Origin of the sequence: Desulfolithobacter dissulfuricans (assembly GCF_025998535.1) — a bacterium.
GTDB lineage: Bacteria > Desulfobacterota > Desulfobulbia > Desulfobulbales > Desulfobulbaceae > Desulfolithobacter > Desulfolithobacter dissulfuricans.
This window is the reverse complement of sequence record NZ_AP024233.1, coordinates 904,118-926,288: the sequence shown is the minus strand read 5'-3', so window position 1 is coordinate 926,288 and position 22,171 is coordinate 904,118. Positions and strand designations below refer to the sequence as shown.

The 22,171-nt window shown below is 56.2% G+C and carries 27 protein-coding genes; 19 read left to right on the top strand and 8 right to left on the bottom strand.

Going from position 1 to position 22,171, the window contains the following annotated elements:
- The first annotated feature begins 55 nt into the window (after positions 1-55).
- The 9 genes from GF1_RS03940 (at position 56) to GF1_RS03905 (ending at position 8,427) form a co-directional block, all read left to right on the top strand.
- On the top strand, positions 56-628 hold the full coding sequence (locus GF1_RS03940; RefSeq protein ID WP_267928317.1) for a glycine cleavage system transcriptional repressor: 573 nt from the start codon (positions 56-58) through the stop codon (positions 626-628).
- 34 nt (positions 629-662) lie between these two features.
- Entirely contained in the window at positions 663-2,036 is a 1,374-nt protein-coding gene (locus GF1_RS03935) for a PFL family protein (protein ID WP_267928316.1), read from the top strand.
- A 13-nt stretch (positions 2,037-2,049) separates the two neighbouring features.
- Positions 2,050-3,288, top strand: coding sequence for a molybdopterin molybdotransferase MoeA (locus tag GF1_RS03930; protein ID WP_267928315.1), 1,239 nt, complete (start codon positions 2,050-2,052; stop codon positions 3,286-3,288).
- A 158-nt stretch (positions 3,289-3,446) separates the two neighbouring features.
- Positions 3,447-5,381: a molybdopterin biosynthesis protein gene (locus tag GF1_RS03925; protein WP_267928314.1), complete on the top strand. Its 1,935-nt coding sequence runs from the start codon at positions 3,447-3,449 to the stop codon at positions 5,379-5,381.
- A gap of 171 nt (positions 5,382-5,552) precedes the next feature.
- The gene (locus tag GF1_RS03920) at positions 5,553-5,996 is read left to right on the top strand and encodes a YbaN family protein (RefSeq protein ID WP_326491616.1); all 444 of its coding nucleotides are present in this window, start codon (positions 5,553-5,555) and stop codon (positions 5,994-5,996) included.
- A gap of 401 nt (positions 5,997-6,397) precedes the next feature.
- Complete coding sequence (locus GF1_RS03915) at positions 6,398-6,751, top strand: DUF134 domain-containing protein (protein WP_267928313.1); 354 nt, start codon at positions 6,398-6,400, stop codon at positions 6,749-6,751.
- A 49-nt stretch (positions 6,752-6,800) separates the two neighbouring features.
- A complete protein-coding gene (locus GF1_RS16375; protein WP_353740423.1) occupies positions 6,801-7,058 on the top strand; it encodes a DUF5320 domain-containing protein in 258 nt (85 codons plus the stop codon).
- A gap of 155 nt (positions 7,059-7,213) precedes the next feature.
- Complete coding sequence (locus tag GF1_RS03910) at positions 7,214-7,960, top strand: NifB/NifX family molybdenum-iron cluster-binding protein (protein WP_267928312.1); 747 nt, start codon at positions 7,214-7,216, stop codon at positions 7,958-7,960.
- Positions 7,961-8,301: 341 nt separating this feature from the next.
- Entirely contained in the window at positions 8,302-8,427 is a 126-nt protein-coding gene (locus GF1_RS03905; protein WP_267928311.1) for a hypothetical protein, read from the top strand.
- Between the two features lie 167 nt (positions 8,428-8,594).
- Here GF1_RS03905 and nhaA read toward each other — a convergent pair whose 3' ends face one another.
- Both nhaA and GF1_RS03895 read right to left on the bottom strand, forming a co-directional pair.
- Positions 8,595-9,899, bottom strand: coding sequence for a Na+/H+ antiporter NhaA (gene nhaA / locus GF1_RS03900; protein ID WP_267928310.1), 1,305 nt, complete (start codon positions 9,897-9,899; stop codon positions 8,595-8,597).
- A gap of 274 nt (positions 9,900-10,173) precedes the next feature.
- A complete protein-coding gene (locus tag GF1_RS03895) occupies positions 10,174-10,566 on the bottom strand; it encodes a bacteriohemerythrin (protein WP_267928309.1) in 393 nt (130 codons plus the stop codon).
- A gap of 270 nt (positions 10,567-10,836) precedes the next feature.
- Here GF1_RS03895 and GF1_RS03890 point away from each other — a divergent pair, with 270 nt between their 5' ends.
- The 10 genes from GF1_RS03890 (at position 10,837) to GF1_RS03845 (ending at position 16,108) form a co-directional block, all read left to right on the top strand.
- Entirely contained in the window at positions 10,837-11,196 is a 360-nt protein-coding gene (locus tag GF1_RS03890; RefSeq protein WP_267928308.1) for a DUF134 domain-containing protein, read from the top strand.
- Positions 11,197-11,256: 60 nt separating this feature from the next.
- Positions 11,257-11,445: a hypothetical protein gene (locus GF1_RS03885; RefSeq protein WP_326491592.1), complete on the top strand. Its 189-nt coding sequence runs from the start codon at positions 11,257-11,259 to the stop codon at positions 11,443-11,445.
- 133 nt (positions 11,446-11,578) lie between these two features.
- Positions 11,579-11,941, top strand: coding sequence for a DUF134 domain-containing protein (locus GF1_RS03880; protein ID WP_267928307.1), 363 nt, complete (start codon positions 11,579-11,581; stop codon positions 11,939-11,941).
- The gene (locus GF1_RS03875; protein WP_267928306.1) at positions 11,938-12,291 is read left to right on the top strand and encodes a NifB/NifX family molybdenum-iron cluster-binding protein; all 354 of its coding nucleotides are present in this window, start codon (positions 11,938-11,940) and stop codon (positions 12,289-12,291) included. The genes GF1_RS03880 and GF1_RS03875 overlap by 4 nt, the downstream gene beginning before the upstream one ends.
- Positions 12,292-12,356: 65 nt before the next feature.
- Positions 12,357-13,235, top strand: coding sequence for an ATP-binding protein (locus GF1_RS03870; RefSeq protein WP_267928305.1), 879 nt, complete (start codon positions 12,357-12,359; stop codon positions 13,233-13,235).
- Entirely contained in the window at positions 13,228-14,097 is an 870-nt protein-coding gene (locus GF1_RS03865) for an ATP-binding protein (RefSeq protein WP_267928304.1), read from the top strand. Before GF1_RS03870 ends, GF1_RS03865 begins: the two co-directional genes overlap by 8 nt.
- A gap of 37 nt (positions 14,098-14,134) precedes the next feature.
- The gene (locus GF1_RS03860) at positions 14,135-14,506 is read left to right on the top strand and encodes a NifB/NifX family molybdenum-iron cluster-binding protein (protein WP_267928301.1); all 372 of its coding nucleotides are present in this window, start codon (positions 14,135-14,137) and stop codon (positions 14,504-14,506) included.
- 104 nt (positions 14,507-14,610) lie between these two features.
- The gene (locus GF1_RS03855; protein WP_267928300.1) at positions 14,611-15,036 is read left to right on the top strand and encodes an iron-sulfur cluster assembly scaffold protein; all 426 of its coding nucleotides are present in this window, start codon (positions 14,611-14,613) and stop codon (positions 15,034-15,036) included.
- A gap of 2 nt (positions 15,037-15,038) precedes the next feature.
- A complete protein-coding gene (locus GF1_RS03850; protein ID WP_267928299.1) occupies positions 15,039-15,518 on the top strand; it encodes a metal-independent carbonic anhydrase family protein in 480 nt (159 codons plus the stop codon).
- Between the two features lie 209 nt (positions 15,519-15,727).
- A complete protein-coding gene (locus GF1_RS03845) occupies positions 15,728-16,108 on the top strand; it encodes a hypothetical protein (RefSeq protein ID WP_267928298.1) in 381 nt (126 codons plus the stop codon).
- A gap of 8 nt (positions 16,109-16,116) precedes the next feature.
- On the opposite strand, the gene GF1_RS03840 is transcribed toward GF1_RS03845, so the two are convergent.
- From GF1_RS03840 to GF1_RS03815, 6 genes are all read right to left on the bottom strand, one after another.
- Complete coding sequence (locus GF1_RS03840) at positions 16,117-17,142, bottom strand: energy-coupling factor ABC transporter ATP-binding protein (RefSeq protein WP_267928297.1); 1,026 nt, start codon at positions 17,140-17,142, stop codon at positions 16,117-16,119.
- Positions 17,139-17,834, bottom strand: a complete 696-nt coding sequence (locus tag GF1_RS03835) for an ABC transporter permease (RefSeq protein ID WP_267928296.1) — start codon at positions 17,832-17,834, stop codon at positions 17,139-17,141. The genes GF1_RS03840 and GF1_RS03835 overlap by 4 nt, the downstream gene beginning before the upstream one ends.
- 169 nt (positions 17,835-18,003) lie before the next feature.
- Positions 18,004-18,822: an ABC transporter substrate-binding protein gene (locus GF1_RS03830; protein ID WP_267928294.1), complete on the bottom strand. Its 819-nt coding sequence runs from the start codon at positions 18,820-18,822 to the stop codon at positions 18,004-18,006.
- Positions 18,823-18,901: 79 nt separating this feature from the next.
- The gene (locus GF1_RS03825) at positions 18,902-19,912 is read right to left on the bottom strand and encodes a substrate-binding domain-containing protein (RefSeq protein WP_267928293.1); all 1,011 of its coding nucleotides are present in this window, start codon (positions 19,910-19,912) and stop codon (positions 18,902-18,904) included.
- 157 nt (positions 19,913-20,069) lie between these two features.
- Entirely contained in the window at positions 20,070-20,843 is a 774-nt protein-coding gene (fdhD, locus tag GF1_RS03820; RefSeq protein ID WP_267928292.1) for a formate dehydrogenase accessory sulfurtransferase FdhD, read from the bottom strand.
- On the bottom strand, positions 20,828-22,111 hold the full coding sequence (locus GF1_RS03815; RefSeq protein WP_267928291.1) for a molybdopterin molybdotransferase MoeA: 1,284 nt from the start codon (positions 22,109-22,111) through the stop codon (positions 20,828-20,830). The genes fdhD and GF1_RS03815 overlap by 16 nt, the downstream gene beginning before the upstream one ends.
- Positions 22,112-22,171: the final 60 nt, after the last annotated feature.

Genomic DNA, 22,171 nt, shown 5'->3' with positions numbered 1-22,171 from the left:
ATCCAGGGTCTCTGCCAAGAGACCCATACTTTAAAAAACGGCAAACAGCCCCTCCATGAAACAGACACGAAAAGAATACGTAATCTCCATTATGGCCCGGGACCGGGTCGGCATCATCGCCGATGTTTCCGGGGCCATCTCCTATATGGGCGGTGATCTGGCCGACATGCGCCAGCAGGTGCTGCGCGGCTACTTCACCATGATTCTGCACGCCTCCTTTCCCGCAGACACCGATGAGGCAACCATCCTCGACAAGCTCAGCCGCCTGCCTGACCCGGAGCTTGGCAGACTGGCGGTCCAGGTTCGGGAGATCAGGACCGACCTTGTCGACGAGACCGCTCCCAGCCTTGAAAACAGCTATGTACTCACGGCCGAGGGCGAGGACCGGATCGGTTTCGTGGCCACGGTGTCAAAGTTCTGTGCCGACAACGAGATCAACATCCTGGACCTCTCCACCACCGTGGCCGAGGACCGCTATATCATGATCCTCTTTGTCGATCTCAGCCGCTGTGCGTCCATGGACGAGCTGCGCCGCAGACTGGACCACTTTGCCCGGGAGACCGACCTCAACATGGTGCTGCAGCATTACGATATCTTCAAGGCCACCAATGAGATCAAGATATTCTAAGGGCACCTTGAAAAATTAACACAGACAGAATGCCATGATTCGATCCGACCAGATACTCTCCACCGTGGACATGATCCAGAAGGAAAACCTCGATGTCCGCGCCGTGACCATGGGCATTGACCTCCATGACTGCCGCAGCCGCGATGCCGGCACCACCTGCCAGCGCATCCGGGAAAAGATATGCCGTTATGCCGGCAACCTGGTACCGACCTGTGAAAAAATTGCCCGTAAATACGGAATCCCTGTGGTGAACAAGCGGATTGCCGTCACCCCCATCGGTTCCATTGGCGCCGGTTATACCCGGGAGGAGTTCGTCCTGCTGGCCAAGGCACTGGACGAGGCGGCCAGCGAGGTTGGCATTGACTTTCTCGGCGGGTTCTCGGCCAATGTGGAAAACGGCATGAGTGGAGGAGCACGCGAGCTGATTCTTGCCATTCCCGAGGCTCTGAGCTGCACCTCCAAGGTCTGCGCCTCGATCAATGCCGGATCGAGCAAATATGGGATCAACATGGATGCGGTGGCCATGCTGGGCCACACGATAAAAGATGTGGCCGAGCGTTCGGCTGACACCGGTGGCTTCGGGGCCGCCAAGCTGGTCATCTTTGCCAACCAGCCCGAGGCCAACCCGTTCATGGCCGGGGCCATCCACGGCACTGGCCAGCATGAGGTGGTGATCAATGTCGGGGTCTCCGGTCCCGGGGTCATTGCCCGGGCCCTGGAGCGGCGACTCGAGCAGGGCGACAGCCCCGGGCTGCACGACCTGGCCGATGAAATCAAGCAGACCGCTTTCCGGGTCACCAGGTGCGGCGAGCTGATCGGCCGTCGGGTTGCCCAGCGACTCGGCGTACCTTTCGGCATTGTCGATGTGTCCCTGGCGCCCACCCCGAGGATCGGCGACTCGGTGGGCGAGATTCTCAGAATTCTCGGGGTGGACGACATCGGCGCCCCTGGCTCCACAGCCATTGTCGCCATGCTCAACGACGCGGTGAAAAAGGGTGGCACCTTTGCCAGCCAGAGCGCCGGCGGCCTGAGCGGGGCCTTTATCCCGGTGTGCGAGGATGCCGAGCTGGCAGCGGCGGTGGCAAATGGCAGCCTGTCCCTGGAAAAACTGGAAGCCATGACCTCGGTCTGCTCGGTAGGCCTGGACATGGTCGCCATTCCCGGCTCGGTGGATGCGGCCACCATTTCCGCCATCATGGCCGACGAGATGGCGATCGGCATGATCAACCACAAGACCACAGCGGTACGGATCATCCCGGTACCGGGCAAGGAAGCGGGTGATTTTGTCTCCTTTGGCGGCCTGTTCGGAGAATCCGCCATCCTGGAGGTACGAAACAGTGGCAAATCAAGCCGGTTCATCGGCTTTGGCGGCAAAATACCGGCCCCGATCAACAGCCTGAAAAATTAAGGAACATTGCCGTATGAAAGGTTTTTTCCAGCTCATCAGTTCCACAGAGTTCCTCCAGCTTTTCTCCAGATTCCAGCCGCTGGCCGGCGTGCAGATTCCGCTTGCCGAAGCCGACGGCAGGATACTGGCAGAAAACGTCACAGCCCCGGAACAACTCCCGCCCTTTTCCCGTTCCACCATGGACGGTTTTGCGGTCCGGGCCAGGGACACCTTCGGCTGCAGCGAATCTGAACCGGCGCTCCTCACCATTGTCGGCGAAATCGCCATGGGCAGCCCGGGCCAGGATATCACTCTGAAACCTGGACAAACCGCCAGGATCTGGACTGGAGGCGCCCTGCCCGCCAAGGCCGACGGGGTGGTGATGGTGGAATACACCCACCTGCTGGATGACGACACCGTGGAAATCTTCCGTCCGGTGGCACCGGGCGAGAACGTGATCCGGGCAGGTGAAGATTTTGAAACGGGGCAAGTTATCCTGGAAAGGGGCAGAAAACTGCGGCCCCAGGATCTCGGAGTCCTGGCCGGACTTGGTATCACCACCGTGCCCGTGTACCGCCAGCCTCAAGTTGCCATCCTCTCCACCGGAGACGAACTGGTCCCTCCGGACCAGACCCCTGCCCCGGGCCAGATCCGGGACATCAACTCCACCACGCTTGCCGCCCTTGTCCGGGAGGCTGGCGGAATCCCGAAACAACTTGGCATTATTGAAGACAGTTTTGACGACATGCTTGCAGCATGCAGACAAGCAGTTGCAGATGCTGATATGGTGCTGCTCTCCGGCGGCAGTTCCGTTGGCCGCCGCGACTTCACCCTGCAGGTCCTGGAAGAACTGCCCTCCTCCGAACTGCTGGCACACGGGGTGGCCATCCGGCCAGGCAAACCCACCATTTTAGCGTCGGTCGACAACAAGGCCCTGTTCGGCCTGCCCGGCCATGTGGCATCGGCCATAGTGGTCTTTCATCTCTTTGTCCGGCCTCTGCTGCGCCTTTTTTCCGGCCTGCCCGCCGACCATGGCCTGCAGCAGATCCAGGCAACAACCACCCAGCAGATTCCCTCTGCCATTGGCCGGGAAGAATATGTCCGGGTCCAGCTCAGCTGGCAGGAACCGGGTCAGCCACCCCTGGCCACCCCGATTTACGGTAAATCCGGCCTGCTCTCCCCGCTGGTAAGGGCGGATGGACTCCTTGTGATCCACAGGGACAGCGAAGGGCTGGATCAGGGAGCGTCAGCCAGGGTGCTGCTTTTTCCCTGACACGACACCTGAGACTGTCTTGAATCAGTTGCACCAATGAACCGCTCGGTGAAACGAACTTTTACAATAACATCCATGCAGGCTCGCACGGCCTGCACAACGAAACATGAAAAGTGTCGCCCCCAGAAAGGCGGGACGCGACTTTCATAGAAAACGCCATGAAACGAAAAATATATCTCAACATGCAGCCCCTTGAAGAGGCGCAGCGTCTCTTTTGGTCACGATTCAAAGACTATGCTACCGGAGAGGAAACCATACCCAGCCGGGAGGCTGCCGGACGGGTGACTGCGGCGGCGGTAAGCGCCCGGCTCTCCTCACCTTCCTTCCATTCCGCAGCCATGGACGGGCTGGCCGTCAAGGCCGAGGACACCTTTGGCGCCGCGGACGACAACCCGATCACTCTGGACATCGAGTCTGGCCAGGCGGTTTTCATCAATACCGGACATCCCATGCCCGAGGGTAAGGACGCGGTGGTCATGATCGAACATGTCCTGCTCACCGATGACCAGAAGCAGGGGGTTATCCGGGCCCCGGTGTATCCCTGGCAGAACGTACGCAAGGTCGGTGAAGACATTGTCGCCACTGAGCTGCTCTTTCCCAGCAACCACCTCATTACCCCGCCGGACGTTGCCGCCCTGCTCACCGCGGGCTGTCCGCAGGTAACGGTTAGAAAACGGCCCAGGCTCACCATTATCCCCACCGGCACCGAGCTGGTTGATCTCGAGTACTGTACGGATACCCCGCCGCCAGGGAAAACCATTGAATCCAATTCAGCGGTCCTGGCCGCGCTGGCCAGACAGGCTGGCAGCGAAGTGACAGTGACAAAAATCATTGCCGATGATTACGAGAATATAAAAAACCATCTTCGCTCTGCTGTGGAATCCGACGCTGACGTGGTGATCATCAATGCAGGCTCATCGGCCGGCAGCGCCGACTACACGGTTCAGGTTATCGACGAGCTTGGTGAGGTGCTGGTGCACGGAGTCACCATCATGCCCGGCAAACCCACGATCCTGGGCGTCATTGACGGCAAGCCGGTGGTGGGCAATCCCGGGTATCCGGTCTCGGCCATCATTTCCTTTGAACAGTTTGTTGTGCCCCTGCTGGCCATGATGCAGGGCCTGAGCCTGCCGGATCCGATCACGGCCAGGGCAGTGCTGGCAAGAGACCTGCCATCCAGGGGCGGTATCGAGGAGTTTCGGCGGATGATTGCCGGCAAGATCGGCGCACAGCTGGTGGCCCTGCCGCTCAAGAAAGGGGCCGGAGCCATCACCACCCTGACCCGGGCCAATGCCATGTTGCGTATTCCCGCCTCGTCGGAAGGCGAAACCCGTGGCAGCGTGGTCAATATTGAGCTGCTGAGACCACTGGAACAGATCGAAAAAACCATCCTCTGCACCGGCAGCCATGACCTCTGCCTCGACCTGCTCCATGATTTCCTGAAAAAATCCACCCCGGCCTATCCCCTGGCATCTACCCATGTCGGTTCCCTGGGCGGAATCATGGCAATCCGCGACAACATGACCCACATGGCCGGATCCCACCTGCTCGATCCGGAAACCGGCGAGTACAACGTAAGCTATATCAAGCGGTACCTGAAAAACCGCGAGGTTGCGCTCATCACTCTGGTGCACCGGCAGCAGGGTTTCATGGTCCGACCAGGCAATCCCAAAGGTATCGAGTCGGTTCACGACCTGACCAGGGAAGACATCACCTTCATCAACCGCCAGGCCGGCTCCGGCACCAGGGTGCTCCTGGACCATGAACTGGAAAAGGCGGATCTGGATCCGGACGTGATATCCGGCTACGACGCCGAGGAATACACCCACATGGCCGTGGCCGTGGCCGTGCTGTCCGGCAAGGCCGATGCCGGGCTCGGCATTCTGGCGGCAGCCCGGGCATTAGGGCTTGATTTCATCCCGGTCACCGAAGAGCGCTACGACCTGATCATTCCCGAGGAATTTTTGAACCTGGAAATGATCCGGCGGGTACTGGAGATCATCACGACGAGCGAGTTCAAACAGGCCGTGGAAGCCATGGGCGGATATTCGACCAAGGAAACCGGGAACAGGGTTACCCTGAAAAGTACCTAACTGGTGTCTGTCCAGAAATGAGGATTTTCGTTCGAGATCAAGGAATTCAAAAAAAATAGGCGCAGGCATATGCGTAATATTCCGAGCATTATTTTTTGAGGATGACGCAGAGATCGGGCGAGGTAAGCGAGCCTGCGAGACTCGGAAAGACCATTTCTGGACAGGTGCTAACTGGCACTGAGCCAAAAACATCTGCCAGGGGGACAGAAAGATTATCAAGCCACTGTTTCTGACCACCGGTTTTGTTTCACTGGGCCTGGGGTCTTAGGGGTCGTACTGCCCTTGTTGCCCACAGTGCCGTTTGTTCTCCTGGCGGCCGCCTGCTTTGCCAAGTCCTCTGATCGTGCCCATGCCTGGTTATGTACTAACCGCATATTCGGACCAATGATTCGCCAGTGGCACATCTCGCGGTCCATCCCGAAAAAATCGAAACACCTGGCGCTTGGTGCCATTATCTGCAGTGGCGCCATCTCCACCATCCTGCTCACGTCGACCTGTTTTAAGCTCCTGGTCATCGGCATGCTTTCCATTCCTGTTTTTATTGTTCTGAGACTGCCGACCAGTAACAACCAGGTTGCACAGGAAGAGTCATCCCCCTCTTCCAATCAACCCTGAGTTTTTCTCTTCTCTTCCGGCGAGAAATACCTGCTCCCCCAGCAGGCAATGCCCCGCTCTGCGGGGTGATGCCGGAAACAGGTGTCGGAGCTACTGGTCTTGGCAAGGGTTGTCTGCGGACCTTGCGAACCATGGGCCATCCCTGCCAGGTACATCAGGGTACCGCTGGAGCGATACCAGGGGTGATGGAACGTTCACCGCAGGAGCGGAGGAACGAGAAGTTCGGGCGGTTTTTATTGCTGCCCGGCTCCGTGGCGCCAAGCGTTGGTATCTTCTCTTCAGGCTGAGGTTCAGTGGTAACCAGATACTATTTTTCCACAACCTATCATTTTTTTCATTGACTCCCGCCCGAAGACTACCTATTGTTAAATATGAAATATATTTCATAACAGGAGGCAACGATGGCTCGCCCGAGAAAAAATCGATGTATCCGGCGCATGCCGGCGTCGACATTTTACAAACCCCGGGGAATTGCCCTGCATGACATGAAAGGGGTTACACTGCCGCTGGAAGGATTTGAGGCGCTACGGCTGGTTGACGCCGAAGGGGTGAGCCGCGAGGAAGCAGCACGGATGATGGATGTCTCCACTCCTACCCTGTGCAGGATCCTTGCCGAGGCCAGAAGTATCGTGGCAAGGGCACTGGCCAACGGCTGGGCCCTTCGCATCGAAGGCGGCGACTACACGTTAGTTGACCAGGAGCACCAGGAACCCTGCGAATCTCCATTTCACTGTCGCAGAAGAAAGAGACGATAAAAACAGCATCACATAAACATAACAGACAGCAGCTCCATTGCCGGAAACAATGGTACCTGCAAAACCGCAAAGATATACACACAGGAGGTGTATCATGCCTGGAATGAACGGGACAGGCCCGGAAGGACAAGGGCCAAAGACCGGCAGAGGCGCCGGGCGGTGCGCGGCCGGAGCCAGAAGAAACAACATGACTGAAACCGGCGGCACAGGCCAGGATAACAGATGCGGCCACGGCATGAAAGGGCGCGGACAGAAAAGAGGAAGGAACTGTGGCTGTGGCAGCAGAAACCGCTCAGGCAACAGATAAATAACCATCCTCAACAACCCAAACAGGGAGAGCAGCGCAACTCTCCCCGGGGCCGCATGACTTCTTCCTGCGGCCCCTTTGTTTTTCAGGTTGACAGGACCAGTTTCGCACCATATTTTTTTTTGCGCATTTGAGCAAAATAAAAGGAAGACACAATGCCACGCCCCAAAAAATGCAGACAGGTGGCCCGGATGCCCCGGGTTCGCTACTTCAAACCGCGCGGTATCCCCTTAAGGGAGCTGACCGAGGTCTATCTGCCCGTTGAAGGGGCAGAGGCCCTGCGGTTGGTGGACACCGAAGGACTGGATCTCAATACCGCTGCCCGCCAGATGAATGTCTCCCGTCACACCCTTGGCCGTATCCTGGCCCAGGCCCGCCGGGTTGTTTCCCAGGCGATTACCGAAGGCATGGCCATTCGTATCGAAGGTGGTGATTTCATAGTAAAAGGCGAATCCGCAGATGAACAGAAAACCGAAAGTACCGTGCCAGACAGCCGGCCTGACAACAGCAGGAAAAAAACATTATCTGCACAGAAAGGAGAGAAAGCAATGCAAAAGATAGCCGTATCCAGCGAAGGACCTTCCCTTGACGATCAGGTTGATCCCCGATTTGGCCGCGCCGGGGGATTTCTCCTTGTCGATCCGGACACCATGGAAACCCACTACATTGACAATGGCGCAAGCCAGTCCCTGGGCCAGGGTGCGGGTATCCAGGCTGCCGAAAACGTGGCCCGGGCCGGGGCTGGTGTTGTGCTCAGTGGCTATATCGGCCCCAAGGCCTTCCAGGCACTGACCGCGGCGGGTATCAAGGTGGGACAGGATTGCGACAACATGACCGTTCGCGAGGCGATCGAGAAATTTAAAAAAGGCGAAATCCCCATTGCCGACAGGCCGAACAGGTAACTGAGAACGGGAGTCTTCGTATTCCGCGGAAATACATACAATCAGAACACCCTGATGTACGGCGGGAGAATAATTATGCTTATTACTGTCGTCAGCGGCAAGGGCGGCACCGGAAATCGGCTGCCCTGTAATCAGTTCCCTTTCCGGGGCGCATTTTGCTGTCCTGGTCATAGAACCTACTCCGTCGGGCCGCGCGCCATGACCTGGAACGGGTGGCTACCCTCTGCGATCATTTCCGAATCCGGGCCTGAGTCATCATCAACAAGGCTGGTCTCAATCCTGATGAGACGAAAGGCATAGAACTGTATTACCGGGAGAAAAGCTATCCGCTTCTGGCAAAATTGCCCCATGATCCGGTGATTACCGAGGCCATGGTCAGGGCACGGGCAATCACCGAACCCGGCGACTCGGAAATCGGGGACCAGATCAGGCTGGCATGGAAAAAAATAGAAGAGCTCGCCGGTTGACTCTTTGCCCGAAGGTCACCACAACATTTTGTAATTACAGGATGATTTTCATGGTCTGTTGTGGGTGGACAGTGCCGGAACCCGGAGTCTCCCTTCGGTCGCTTACCCGGAGTCTCCCTTCGGTCGCTTACCTGGTCCAGTCATGCTGGTTTACGTTCCTTGCGGGGTTATTTTTTGGGCAGCGTCCTGCTCAGGACAAGAAAACCAAGAATGGCGGCCAGAATCGAGGCCAGGAAGATGGCGATTTTTGCATCGGCGACCATGGCCGCATCGGCAAAGGCAAGCTCGCTGATGAAAATGGCCATGGTAAAACCGATACCGCCAAGCAGGGAAACGCCCCAGAGCTGCCCCCAGGTCACCCGCGAAGGAAGAGAGCTCATGTTCATCTTGACGACCAGGAAGCTGAAACCCATGATGCCGAGCGGCTTACCGAGAATCAGCCCGGTCATGATCCCCAGGCTGACGCTGCTGGGAAAGGCGGCCAGCATACCGGCATCAACGGTGACCCCGGCGGCAAACAGGGCAAAGATCGGCAGAATGAGAAAGGCCTGGATGGGATGGAGCATTTCCTCCAGGCGGATCCCGACCGGGATCATCCCCTCGGCAGCCAGATAGATCTGCTCAATGGCCTTACGCTGTTCCCGGTCCGTGATCATGGAGTGCCTGGTCATCTTGCTCTCTTTGAGCAGGCCGTTGTACTTTTTCAGGGTCTGGAAAAACTTTTTCGGCTCGATGGTCGCCTTCACCGGCACCACCATGGCCAGGATAACGCCGGCAATGGTGGCATGGATTCCCGAGAGAAAGACACAGAGCCAGACCCCGACGATGATCAGGAAAGTGCAGACCGGTCGGCGAATCCGGTTTCGGACAATGGGGGCCAGGATGGCCAGCAGAAAAAGGGCGATGACCAGCGGCAGGAAGTTGATCTGCTCGGTGTAAAACAGGGCAATGACCAGGACCGCCATCAGATCGTCGACAATGGCCAAGGCTGTGAGGAAGACCTTCAGGGTAATGGGTACCCGTCTGCCAAACAGGGCCAGCAGCCCCAGGGCAAAGGCGATATCGGTGGCCATGGGCACACCCCAGCCGCTGGCCTCGGGTCCGCCGGGATTAAAGGCAAAATAGACCAGGGCCGGAACCACGGCGCCGCCAAAGGCTGCCATCACCGGCAGCATGGCTTTTTTCAGGCAGGAAAGTTCGCCGGTCAGAATCTCCCGCTTGATTTCCAGACCGACTACAAAGAAGAAGATGGCCATCAGCCCGTCCTTGACCCAGTGATCCAGGGAAAGATGGTACTGTTTGCCGTTGAAATAGGTGCCGATATCGAGATGGCTCAACTTCTGGTAGATATCGGCCCAGGGAGAATTGGCCCAGATGACCGCGGTCAGGGTAGCAAAAATGAGGACAACAGAACTTGCACTCTGCGAGTGGAGAAAACGTTCAAAGAAATTTTTAGACGGGGTTGCGCCCATGGATTATCACTCTGAAAATGGTTTGATTAAAGATAAGGAACGGTTTTGCATGACAGCCAGACATGAAAACAGAAATCATACTGCCATGTCAATCAATTCCATGCATCGGGCGCCGACAGGCCCGGTTCATTTCTGTCCCGGAAACCGGTAGAACCGTGCATCATGATATTTCATTACACCCATTTCATGGCACACGGCATGCATATGCCTGTCGCCCCACTATCATCCCGCTTTCTTGATCCACCTTCTTTCTGACTGTTTATACCAACATTTATTAGTGGGCAAGATATTCAGCATACTTCATATCGGACTCAACGATGTGGTTGAGCAACCATTCCCTTAAAAATTGATAGAACTCGGTGACAACCTCCTCCCCATTTTTTACCCGGTCATAAAACATGAGAACCTCCTGTTCCAACTGGGCATGTTCCTGTTTATGTGCGCCTAATAAAGGGTAACCGGCTTTTTCCATGGCTGCCTCTTCATCTGCAAAATGGACCTGGGTATATTCAATGAGTGTTTCGATGGAATCATGAAGAGAGGCAACACTCTTTTTGTGGAGCACCATCATAAATATCTCATTGATTAACTCGACAAGCTTAACATGCTGCCGGTCAAACTGCTCAACACCGACAGAATACGAATCTCTCCATTTTATTAATGCCATAATGCCACCTCCAATGCTGAAACACTTTTTTGACAAGTAACTTTTCGTCAATCAATTTCATATTATCTCGCTGAGTTATGGAAATAAATAGGAAAAAATACCGGAAATGGCATAGGTAAATATACCTACGGCCTGCCAGAGGGATGTACTGGCCGGCTCCTCTTTTTCTCAGCTGGCGATAAAATCATACTCTCCACCCCTTTTTCTTGACTTGTGCCGATTGGATACCTATTGTCAATTATGAAATATGTTTCATAACAAGGAGACAGAATGATTCGACCGAGAAAACATCGCCGTATCCGGCACATGCCGGTATCCACATTCTACAAACCCAGGGGCGTTGCCCTGCACAGTTTAAAGGGAGTTACGCTTCCGCTGGAAGGATTTGAGGCATTGCGGCTGGTTGACGCCGAAGGCGTAAGCCGCGAGGAAGCAGCGCGGATGATGGACGTCTCCACACCAACGCTGTGCCGAATCCTCGCCGAAGCAAGAAGCATTGTGGCAAGGGCGCTGGCAAACGGCTGGGCGATCCGCATTGAAGGAGGCAACTATCATCTTGTTGGCTCTGAAAATGACGACTTCTGCGGCCATGGCAGGCAGAGATGCGGGAAACAGAAACGACACGGATAATTTACCATGCCTCTCAGAGGCACAACCAACAGCACAGGAGGTGTATCATGCCTGGAATGAATGGAACAGGCCCACAGGGACAGGGACCCGGAACTGGAAGAGGAGCCGGCCAATGCGCTGCCGGAACCGGAAGGAACGACATGCCTGAAGCCGGCAGCATTGGCCAGGGCAACAACCGTGGCTGCGGCATGGGAAGAGGCGGCCGGAAAAAGGGAAGAGGCAGCGGTGGTGGTAACAGGGGCCGCATGATGGGCAGAAGGTAATCTGATCTTCCACCAGGGCCGCGGATTTTTTCCTGCGGCCCTGGTTCATTTTCCGGTTGACAGAAACAGGCCCACGCCATATTGTTTTGCTCGCATGAGCAAAATATAGGGGAATTGACATGCCACGCCCTAAAAAATGCCGACTGGTGGCCCGGATGCCAAGGGTCCGTTATTTCAAACCGCGCGGTATCCCGCTCAGGGAGCTGACCGAGGTCTATCTGCCCATTGAAGGGGTAGAAGCCCTGCGCCTGGCCGACACGGAAGGACTGGATCTCAATACCGCTGCCCGCCAGATGAATGTGTCCCCTCACACCTTTGGCCGGATCCTGGCAGAGGCCAGCCGGGTTGTTTCGCAGGCGATTACCGAAGGCATGGCCATTCGTATCGAGGGCGGTAATTTCATGATGAAATGCGAGCCTGATATCCAGGCCGATACCAGAAAAACAAACCTATATCTGTACACACGGGAGAAAATACAGTGAAAAAGATAGCCGTAACCAGTGAAGACCCTACCCTTGACGACCAGGTTGATCCCCGGTTTGGCCGCGCCGGGGGATTTCTCGTTATGGACCTGGAAACCATGGAGGCCCGGTACATTGACAACGGCGCAAGCCAGACCATGAGTCAGGGTGCTGGCATCCAGACCGCTGAAAACGTGGCCAAAGCTGGTGCAGAAGTTGTGCTCAGCGGCTATGTCGGCCCCAAGGCCTTCCAGGCCCTTGCGACAGCGGGCATCAAGGTGGGGCAGGATTGCGACAACATGACCGTACGCGAGGCGATCGAGAAATTTCAAAAAGGGGAAATTCCCTTTGCAGACAAACCGAACCGGTAGCAACAAACCTGAAACCCACAATTGAGTGAAACACGTAACCGCTGTGTTACAGCGGGGGTAAAATCATGATTATTACTGTTGCCAGCGGCAAGGGCGGCACCGGCAAAACCACGGTCACCGCCTCCCTTGCCACCGTATGGGATGCTCCGCTGCAGGTGGTGGATCTTGATGTCGAGGAGCCGAATCTGCATCTTTTTCTGTGGCCCGAACTGGGTTCGCCGGCCAAGGCTTGGATGGAGGTTCCGGAACTGGACGCGGAAAAATGCACCGGGTGCGGAAACTGCGTGGAGTTGTGTCAGTTCAAGGCCATCTCCATGATGCTTTCCACGCTGACCCTGTACCCGGACATGTGCCACGGTTGCGGTGGCTGTATTGCTGTATGCAGGGAGAATGCATTGCAGGCAGGCAGACGGGAACTGGGTGAAATCCGTCAGGGCCGGGCTGGAAAAATTGATTTTCTCATGGGCACCCTGCGCATAGGTGAGGCAATGAGCCCGCCCTTTATGGAGCAGGTTAAAAAACAGATGCAGCAAACCCTGCTGGAGACAAATCAGGATGTCATCATTGATGCGCCTCCAGGGGTGAGCTGCCCTGCTATCTGCTCGGTCATAGACAGCGATGTCATTGTGTTGGTCACCGATGCCACACCGTTTGGCTTTCACGATTTCAAGCTGGCCTGGGAATCCTTTTCACCATTGGGAAAACCCATGGGAGTTGTCATCAACCGGGCCGGACTCGGGACCCGCGACATCTATGATTTCTGCAAGAAAAAAAACATTCCGATACTGGCTGAAATTCCCTTTGACCGCTCCATTGCCGAGGCGTATTCGCGTGGCCGGGTAATAGCCGGAGTTTCGGACGAACTTGGCACTGTTTTTGTCTCGCTCCGTGAAAAAATCCGCGACCTGGCCGCTGACTCCGGAAAGGAGGTGTCCCATGCGTGAAATACTGATCATCAGCGGCAAGGGGGGCACAGGAAAAACCTCTCTTACTGCGGCGTTTTCCCACCTTGCAGACAACAAGATCATCTGCGACCTGGACGTTGATGCGCCTGACCTGCATCTTCTTCTGCAGCCTTGTCACGAACAGGAGGTCGCTTTTTACGCCGGTAACGAGGCGCGGATAAATCAGGATGGATGCACCGGGTGCGGAACCTGCGCGCAAATGTGTCGTTACAATGCGATCCGGCAGGAGAACGACAGGTTTACCGTCGATCCGATCCGGTGCGAAGGCTGCAAGGTCTGTGTCTCCTTCTGCCCGGAACAAACCATTGAATTCCCGGAAAAACATTGCGGCACATGGTACGTCTCCACCACACGGTTCGGCACCATGGTGCATGCACAGCTTTTTCCCGGTGAAGAAAATTCCGGCCGCCTGGTGGCTCTTCTTAAAAATGAAGCCAAAAAACTGGCCCGGGAAAACAATATTGACCTCATCCTCAGTGACGGAGCCCCGGGAATCGGCTGCCCGGTCATCAGCTCCCTGTCCGGAGCGAATTTTGCGGTCCTTGTTACCGAACCGACGCCATCCGGCCGCCACGATCTGGAGCGAGTGGCCTCGCTCTGCGATCATTTCCGCATCCGGTCAGGCGTCATTATCAACAAGGCAGACCTCAACCCGGATGAGGCGGCCATGATAGAACAGTATTGCCGAGAGAGAAACTATCCCCTCCTGGCCAGGCTGCCGCACGATCCGGTGATCACTGAGGCCATGGTCCAGGAACGCGCGGTCACCGAACTTGGCGAAACAGAAATCGGCAGAGAGATCCGACAGGCATGGACCAGAATAGAGGAGCTTGCCGGATAAACAAACCCCATTACAACCAGACAAGGAGAACACGACAATGCTTATTGGCATCCCCTCAACCCATCCCGGCGGCCTGGAAGCCGCTTTTGGCGCCCACTTTGGCCACTGCGACCTGTACACTGTCGTGGAGGTCGCCGACGGGCAGGTAAAGGAAGTCCGCACCCTGCCCAGCGTACCGCATCAGCAGGGCGGCTGCATGGCACCGGTTCAGTATCTTGCCGACAACGGCGTCAAGATACTGCTTGCCAGTGGCATGGGCATGCGCCCGCTCATGGGTTTTAACCAGGTAGGTATTGATGTGTACTATGCCGGCAACGCGCCTACGGTCGGCGCCGCGGTTGAAGCATTTATTGCCGGCCAGTTGCAGCAGTTTACCCAGGAGTTCACCTGCGGTGGCGGCGGTCGGTAATTACCGGTCTCTATCTGCAGCGCGCCGGAAACATCCAGACCATTCAATCAAGGTTCACTGTGTGTTTCCGGCATACTATTCATTTGGAAATAAACTGCCGTACCATGTCAAACCACGATGAAACAGCAATAGAAGAACTTGGCCAGGCGTTTTTAACGCATGCCAACAAACCACGAAACCTTGGCACTCTTGACGATCCGGACGGTTCCAGCCGCCTGGTCGGATCATGCGGCGATGCCATGCGCATCGACCTGAAGGTGAGCGACAACACCATTGATGATATTCGTGTCCTCCCGGAAGGATGTGTCTTTACCAGGGCCTGCGCCAGCGTGGCTGGAGAACTGGCAAAACACAAAACCCTGGACCAGGCTCTGCAGATTGAGCCTGAAGATATTAAAAATGTCCTCTGGACCCTGCCCGATGACCACATGCATTGTGCCCGCCTTGCCGTCAACACCCTGGGCGAGGCCATAGCCGAGGCCATGCGCAAAAAGATGGCACAAGATTCACAGGTGTCACAGGAGTGTTAATCATGGTAAAAAATATGACAATTACAACTGATGAAATACAATTGGCACAAGAGAAATGGGGGGCAGGCATTGTAGCCATTGGCAAGATATTTACCGATGGCGGCGACTACATTGAAGCCGCAGAAAACCATCTCGACACGTTATATGCTTTTGAAGATGGCCCGGTTCTCTTCAAGCCCACCAAGGCTGGCGTGGAGCAATTTCGTCTGACAAAAGAAGGTGCTCTTTCCTACTTTGTTGGCGGCAATGACAAGTATCAGGAAGACAACGGCTTTGCTCTTCATCCATGGATCAAGGTACGGTTTGATAACAAAGGGATTTACATTCATGACGGCTATGCTGTAGCCATGGAGAATTATTACTTTACCGAAACCAGCGGAAATGAGGTGAAGGTCGAATATACATTCGGTTATTTTAAAGATCAGAATGGTAATCTTAAAATCAACCTCCACCATTCCTCCATTCCTTTTTCTGCCGGTTGATTACTGTGCCAGTCATCGACACCGGACAGCCCCGCATAGGCCGCTGCTGCTCGCACAACGTCAATCACGCAGCTTAGTTTGAAGTTGCGCCAGAGCTGGAGTAATCAAGAAATTCAAGGTTCGAGGCACAAAAGGCGCGCAATTCCTCCTCTCAACGTGCCCCAGTGCCTCATCACCTTGATTTACGGGAATCACAACAGGAAATCAGTATGTATACTCTTTTACTTGTCTCACCACGAAAAGAAGAACTCGGCGACTTTACCGCCGCCCTTGCATCGGCTCCGGACATCACACTGAAACAGATCGATTCCGGGGACGACGCGTTGCACACGGTCCGGGAGCATACCCCGCATCTTGTCATCATTGACCAGGAAATCCGGGACAAAAACAAAAAACCCCTTGAACTGGTCATGGAACTCCTTGGCATAAGTGCCATGATGAACACGACCATGATCACATCCATGGACGCGGAGGAGTGGCATGAAAAAAGTGAGGGTCTTGGCATGATGGAGCCGATCCCGGATCCTCCGACGGAAAAAGACGCTCTTGCCCTGCTGGAAAGATTCCGCAAAATGCCCGGCCTCTCCTGAGACAGATTCTAGAGCCAGCGGACTCCATCCGGGGAAAAATCGAGCATGACTGCGGTGCCCGGCCACAGCTGCCGCGTTTTCACATCATGGGCCGGCAGACATACCTGAAAAAGGAATCCGCTCACCATCACATCCACGAGCAGTTCCTCCCGGTGACGCTGCCGGCGCACCGTACTGACCATGCCGGAAAGACCGAGCTTTCCGGCTGGAGAATTCATACCGCTGCAACAGATGCTGATCTTTGCCGGATCCAGCATGGCAACGGAAACATTTCTGTTTTTGTCCGCCGGCCCGGGAAGCACGAGTATCTGGCCGTCAGGAAATTTTTTTACCATCTGATCCGCGCCGTTTTCCTGCCACGGCCCGAACAGGAAATTTACCGCACCGTGGTTGACCACCCTTCCCTGGAAAAGGCCGACCCGGTAATTACTGACCTGATCAAGCCACCCCTGATCATGACTGGCGATCAGCAGGGTGGTCTGCCACTGTTTTCTGGCCAGAAAAACAGCCTCCCGGATCCGTTGCGCAGAACCGATATCCACGCTGGCAGTGGGTTCATCAAGAATCAGCACTTCGGGACGCAGGATCAACCTGCCGGCAAGCGCCACCCGCTGCACCTCCCCTCCGGAAAGCTGGTACCATTTTCGACCGGCAAATGACGCGGGAAGACCGACCCAGGAAAGGGCTTCGTGCACCTTCTTTTCCAGCCCATCCCGAATATCGCGTATCTTCAGACCATACGCCACATTGTCAAACACTGTTCGTTTAAGAAGGTACGGCTCCTGGGGCAGAATAGTTATGCAGCGCCTCTGCTCCGGTTGCAGCTTTTCCGTATCCAGTCCCCTGAAAAGTATTTTTCCGGAACATGGCCGGGAAACAAGCGACAGCAGGCTGAACAGGGTTGACTTGCCGCTGCCGTTGGGACCGAAAAAGCCGATAATACCATTTTCCGGTAATTCAAGATCGTCAATCGCCAGGACTGTGCGGCCATCATAGGACTGGCGAACATTCTGTAAACGATACAGCGCGCTCATACAGGCCACCGTTTTTTCAACACCGAAAGCGAACCGTTCACCACCAGGGCAATGGCCAGCAGAACCAGCCCCAGGGCAATACCGGTTATAAATTCGCCCTTGCCGGTCTCCAGGGCAATGGCAGTGGTAATGGTGCGGGTATGGTACTTGATATTACCGCCCACCATCATGGAGATGCCGACCTCGGTCAGAATACGGCCATAGGCTGTAACTGCTGCTGCGAGCAGTCCAAACCGGGCCTCGAGCACGGTGGCCAGCAGCACCTGAGCGGGCCGGGCTCCCAGGCCGATCAGCGTACTGTACAACCGCTGATCCAGTGTTTCCACCTGGGAAGCAGTCAGGGCAATAATTATGGGAAGGCCGAGCACGGTCTGGCCAATGGCAATACCGCTCAGACTGAAAAGCAGGTTCAGCTCCCCAAGGGGGCCGCTTCTGGAGAGCAGGGTATACACCACAAGGCCTATGAACACCGTGGGCAGGGCAAGCAGGGTATCCACAATGGTTCGGACAATACGCTTGCCCGGAAACCGGCAGTACCCCAGCATGAAACCAGCCGGCACGCCAATGACCAGGCTTGCCGCCAGTGACCAGGTAGAAACCGTAACCGTGGCACCGATGGCCGAGTACACTCCCGGATCACCGGATGCAAGGAGCTGGAGTGCCCGAACAAAACCTTCTGTAAAGAGTGTCACGTTATCAGTTGACGATTATCAGTTATCGGTTATCGGTTATCGGTTATCGGTTATCGGTTATCGGTTGGCAGCATAATGGGTTTTCATGAAAATCCCGTTTCCCGCCAGGGCGGAAAACGGGATTTTCCTCATGAATCCATGTGCTGTCACCCAGGCCGGGGAAGCAGCATTATTTTGCGCTGGGAATAAACAGAGGTTGCCCCAACAGCCTGAAGTCCTTGATCAATTGCTGTATTTTCTCACTCGTAACCCACCGGGTGAAACGGTCTGCAAGTGCAGTCTGCACCTTGGGACAGTCCTTGTTGATCGTAATCACGCTGTACTGATTGAACAGGCCGGAATCACCCTCAACCACGATCATGAGCTGATTCGCTTCGCCCTTCTGGGCCATGTATTTTATCCAGGTTCCCCTGTCGGTCAGTGTGTACCCCTTCTTTTCAGCCGCCATATTGATCGTGGACAGCATTCCCTGACCGGTCTGGAGGTACCACTGCTGCTTTTCCGGAACCCATCCCAGGGCCTGCTTCCAGAGAGCACGTTCTTTCTTGTTGGTTCCTGAATTGTCACCCCGGCTCAGAAACAGGGCCTGCTTTTTCTCTATTTTCTTCAAGGCAGCGTTCGGTGTCAGCCCCTTGATTCCAGCCGGATCCTCGACAGGCCCGATAATCACGAAATCATTATACATTACCTGCTGGCGATTTGTACCAAAACCGTTTTTTACAAACTTTTTTTCCGCGGCCGGTGCATGGACAAACAAAATATCCACATCGCAGTTCCGCCCAAGCTGCAGGGCCTTGCCGGTTCCCACGGCCACCCAGCGAAGGGTGATACCCGTGTCCTTTTCAAACACCGGCGCAAGATAATCAAGCAGCCCGGTATTGTCGGTACTGGTGGTCGTGGCCATCATCAGGATTTCTCCGGCCTGAACGGGCGAAGAAATCAGAACCAGAGCCAGCACAACAGGGAACAACAGTTTCTGCCAAAACATTTTTTCACTCCTCACATGTGATAGTAACCCGGGGTCTCCAGCGCCCCCGGCAGGTGATGGTACAGGGGCTCGAACCGTCTCAGTCTGAGTCGGGATAGACCATCTTGCCGCTGGATTTCAGGTCATAGCCATCCAGGGTGCGGGCAATCTCGTGAAAAGATTCCTCCTGCAGCAAGCCGAGAAACCGCTGCACCGGCCGGTCAAAAAACCGCTTCTTGGAAATGAGCAGATCAAACCGTTCCCAGCGCAGGGAAACGAAATCCAGCCCGAGCAGGGTAGCCACCGTACGGATACCCGGGCCCACATCCGCCCGCCCGGCCAGGACCTCGAGGCCCACGGCCAGGTGGGTCCCCAGTTCGACTCCGTAACCAGGTATCTGCTCGCCCCTGAGACCATGTTTTTTAAGCTCATGATCGAAAAGCACCCGGGTTCCGGTGCTCGGGCCGCGGTTGACCATGACCAGTTCTCCCCCGGCCAGGGAGGGGATCCCGGTAATCTTTTTCGGATTTCCGGGGGCCACCAGAAGTCCCTGTTCCCGGTAGCAGAAGTTAACCACCACCGGCCGGGGACCGGTCATCTGCCGGTCCAGGTAGGCGAAGTTGTAGCCCGACTCGTCACTGTGCATGAGATGGGCGCAACCGATCCGGCACAGTCCCTGATCCAGGGCCCGCAACCCTCCAAGGCTGCCCACCGAACCAAAGACAGCCAGAGTTTCCTGGAACTGAGCGTTGTACTGGCTGACAAGACGCTCCAGCAGGGGGTCGTTACTGCCGGCGATAACCAGGAGGTTCTCGTCCAGGACCCCGGCTCCCTCCAGGGGACGGTTCTGGACACTGGTTTCTATCCAGGCGGTGACCAGATGCCGGGGAAAAAGCCACTTACCGGTCACCTTGGTGGCCGGCAGCCCCTTTTCCGCGATCAGGGTGTAGACGACCTTTTCGTTGACATCGAGCAACTCAGCCACCTCTCTGGTACTGAGAAAGACCTTTTCCCCTTCCGCTACCATGCTTCTCCCCCGTAAACGAATGTATGATGCTTCAAAACCAACGGCCCTGGACCACAGGTCATCCAGGGATAACATTTTCTCCATATACAAGAGCACTATCTCTTTTTCAATCTTTAATTAACCAGTATTAACTTAAAATGACAGCATGAGCCGCGAGGAAGGTCCTCCGGCCAAGACACGAAGGAACGAAGAGGAAAAAAGCGGGCTGAAAGCTACCGGGCGAAACCGGAAAAGGCGGGGGTCAGTCGGTTATGATTCGGAAGGATTCGTTGAAGATATTGACCCGTTCCGGACGGGCATAGGCGGCAAGGGTCACCCCGGCCCGCCGGGCAATGGCAAGACCCAGGGAAGAGGGGGCCGTGCGTGACATGATGATGGGAATCCCTATCCGGGCGCATTTGAGCACCATGTCCGAGGTCAGCCGACCGGTGGTGTAGATGGCACCCCGGGCACTGAATTTCCCCAGCAAAATGGCGCCAATCACCTTGTCTACGGCATTATGGCGCCCCACATCCTCGTAAAAACCCTGCAGTTTCCCATCGGCCCAGAACCCGCACCCATGCACACAATGGGTGGCCTGACCCAGTGGTGAAGCGTGAAGCACCTGGCGGATAAACCGGCGGATCTCGTCAAAGGTAATCGAGTACTCCTGAAGCGGATCAAAAGCGCCCTCCAGCATTTCCCGGGAAATCTTGCCGGTACCCCCACAACCGGATGTCACAATAACCTCCTTTGGCTCAGCATCATCATCCACGTCCGCATACACGGAGATACGTCCCTCGGGACAGACCAGCACCTCCCGCACCTGGCCTGGCGCGGTAATATAGCCCTGCCCGAAAAGAAATCCGGCTCCGAATTCCTCAAGCCCTGTCTCCAGCACCATGGAGGCCCCGATTTCCCGATCATTGAGCGCCACCTTGTACGGCACCTCAATGGCCAGGCATTCTTCACGGTCTTCCCGGCCATCCGGGGTCACCACTGTTGTGTTCTGAACAAGCGTTACACGATCTTCCATACTGTTGTTATCTCTCCGGCCTCCAGGGCCGCTTTCTGTTCAGGTATTTCAATAAGGCAATTCGCCACTGCCATGGCCTGCAACCGGCTCATTCCCAAAAGGGGACTGGCCACAAGCTGTCCATTTTTTTCCCGCAACCGGCCGTAAATGACCTGGGTCCACCCCTCCTGGCCGCGCAACCAACCACTGGCAGCGGCATGGATCCGACTGGCAAAAGGATCCTGCACACCGCCCCGCCGCAGAATCCCCGGCAGGGCCAGGAGCAGAAAGGCCACATGGTTGGATGGCGGGCCGCCGGGCAGGTTGAAGACCAGGGTCTCCCGGCGCCAACCCATGCACACTCCCTTGCCGGGCCCCACCCGGACCCGGCGAAACCGCATCTCTACCCCCAGGCGGTCCATGGCCTCCAGAGTAAAATCCTTATCCCCGTCCAGGACCCCGCCGCAGGTCAAAACCACGTCAAAACGTTCCATCAAGGGATGGAGTTCCCGGGCGAGCTGCTCCAGGTTGTCCCGGATGATGACGGTTTCGGCCTGGATCCCGATCCTCTCCAGTTCCGCCGCCAGTGTTACCATGTTGCTGGCCGCCACCTGGCCCGGACCGATGGGCTGACCGGGCGCAACCAGCTCACTGCCGGTGGCCACGATCACCACCCGCGGTCTCCTGACCACATCAAGGCAGGCAACCCCACCGGCGGCCAGCAGGCCGACCCCGGCCGGAGAAAGACGGGTACCGGCCCGGGCAAGCACTGTGCCGGCCCGGACATCGCTGCCCCGGGCCAGGATATTGCGCCCGGGTCCGGCATCACGCAGAGCGATCACCCGGCGCCCATTTTCTTCTTCCCGGGCAAATTCCGCGGCCAGGACCGCGGTGGCTCCCCGGGGCAGGACCGAACCGGTCATGATCCGCACGGCATGCCCCGGATGCAGCAAAACATCCCCATCTCCCTGGCCGGCCGTGACCGTCCCGGAGATCTCAAGGGCCACCGGGCTGGACTTAGACGCACCTTCCAGGTCCGGAGAAAAGACAGCATACCCGTCCTTGAGTGAGGCATCAAGAGAAGGGCAATCCGACGTCGCCCGGATGTCCCGGGCCGCTATACGGCCACAGGCCCGGTCAAGGGCCACCTTCTCCTGCTCCAGAAAGGGGATCTCCAAAATCATGCTGCGGGCCTGCTCCAGACCGATCAGACACCGATCTCCATCCCGACAGCTGATATCTGACTGCACATACACCAAAACATCCTCCCTGTCCCTGTGCGGCTCCATGGGTCCCGGCTCCAATCAACAACAAATCGGGCCAAATAACAAGCCGGAAGGCTACGCTTT

Excerpts from the sequence above, each read along its gene's own strand:
- GF1_RS03940 (WP_267928317.1), top strand. The coding sequence starts at position 56 with ATGAAACAGACACGAAAAGAATACGTAATCTCCATTATGGCCCGGGAC.
- GF1_RS03935 (WP_267928316.1), top strand. The coding sequence starts at position 663 with ATGATTCGATCCGACCAGATACTCTCCACCGTGGACATGATCCAGAAG.
- GF1_RS03930 (WP_267928315.1), top strand. The coding sequence starts at position 2,050 with ATGAAAGGTTTTTTCCAGCTCATCAGTTCCACAGAGTTCCTCCAGCTT.
- GF1_RS03925 (WP_267928314.1), top strand. The coding sequence starts at position 3,447 with ATGAAACGAAAAATATATCTCAACATGCAGCCCCTTGAAGAGGCGCAG.
- GF1_RS03915 (WP_267928313.1), top strand. The coding sequence starts at position 6,398 with ATGGCTCGCCCGAGAAAAAATCGATGTATCCGGCGCATGCCGGCGTCG.
- GF1_RS16375 (WP_353740423.1), top strand. The coding sequence starts at position 6,801 with ATGGTACCTGCAAAACCGCAAAGATATACACACAGGAGGTGTATCATG.
- GF1_RS03910 (WP_267928312.1), top strand. The coding sequence starts at position 7,214 with ATGCCACGCCCCAAAAAATGCAGACAGGTGGCCCGGATGCCCCGGGTT.
- nhaA (WP_267928310.1), bottom strand. The coding sequence starts at position 9,899 with ATGGGCGCAACCCCGTCTAAAAATTTCTTTGAACGTTTTCTCCACTCG.
- GF1_RS03895 (WP_267928309.1), bottom strand. The coding sequence starts at position 10,566 with ATGGCATTAATAAAATGGAGAGATTCGTATTCTGTCGGTGTTGAGCAG.
- GF1_RS03890 (WP_267928308.1), top strand. The coding sequence starts at position 10,837 with ATGATTCGACCGAGAAAACATCGCCGTATCCGGCACATGCCGGTATCC.
- GF1_RS03885 (WP_326491592.1), top strand. The coding sequence starts at position 11,257 with ATGGAACAGGCCCACAGGGACAGGGACCCGGAACTGGAAGAGGAGCCG.
- GF1_RS03880 (WP_267928307.1), top strand. The coding sequence starts at position 11,579 with ATGCCACGCCCTAAAAAATGCCGACTGGTGGCCCGGATGCCAAGGGTC.
- GF1_RS03870 (WP_267928305.1), top strand. The coding sequence starts at position 12,357 with ATGATTATTACTGTTGCCAGCGGCAAGGGCGGCACCGGCAAAACCACG.
- GF1_RS03865 (WP_267928304.1), top strand. The coding sequence starts at position 13,228 with ATGCGTGAAATACTGATCATCAGCGGCAAGGGGGGCACAGGAAAAACC.
- GF1_RS03860 (WP_267928301.1), top strand. The coding sequence starts at position 14,135 with ATGCTTATTGGCATCCCCTCAACCCATCCCGGCGGCCTGGAAGCCGCT.
- GF1_RS03855 (WP_267928300.1), top strand. The coding sequence starts at position 14,611 with ATGTCAAACCACGATGAAACAGCAATAGAAGAACTTGGCCAGGCGTTT.
- GF1_RS03850 (WP_267928299.1), top strand. The coding sequence starts at position 15,039 with ATGGTAAAAAATATGACAATTACAACTGATGAAATACAATTGGCACAA.
- GF1_RS03845 (WP_267928298.1), top strand. The coding sequence starts at position 15,728 with ATGTATACTCTTTTACTTGTCTCACCACGAAAAGAAGAACTCGGCGAC.
- GF1_RS03840 (WP_267928297.1), bottom strand. The coding sequence starts at position 17,142 with ATGAGCGCGCTGTATCGTTTACAGAATGTTCGCCAGTCCTATGATGGC.
- GF1_RS03830 (WP_267928294.1), bottom strand. The coding sequence starts at position 18,822 with ATGTTTTGGCAGAAACTGTTGTTCCCTGTTGTGCTGGCTCTGGTTCTG.
- GF1_RS03825 (WP_267928293.1), bottom strand. The coding sequence starts at position 19,912 with ATGGAGAAAATGTTATCCCTGGATGACCTGTGGTCCAGGGCCGTTGGT.
- fdhD (WP_267928292.1), bottom strand. The coding sequence starts at position 20,843 with ATGGAAGATCGTGTAACGCTTGTTCAGAACACAACAGTGGTGACCCCG.
- GF1_RS03815 (WP_267928291.1), bottom strand. The coding sequence starts at position 22,111 with ATGGAGCCGCACAGGGACAGGGAGGATGTTTTGGTGTATGTGCAGTCA.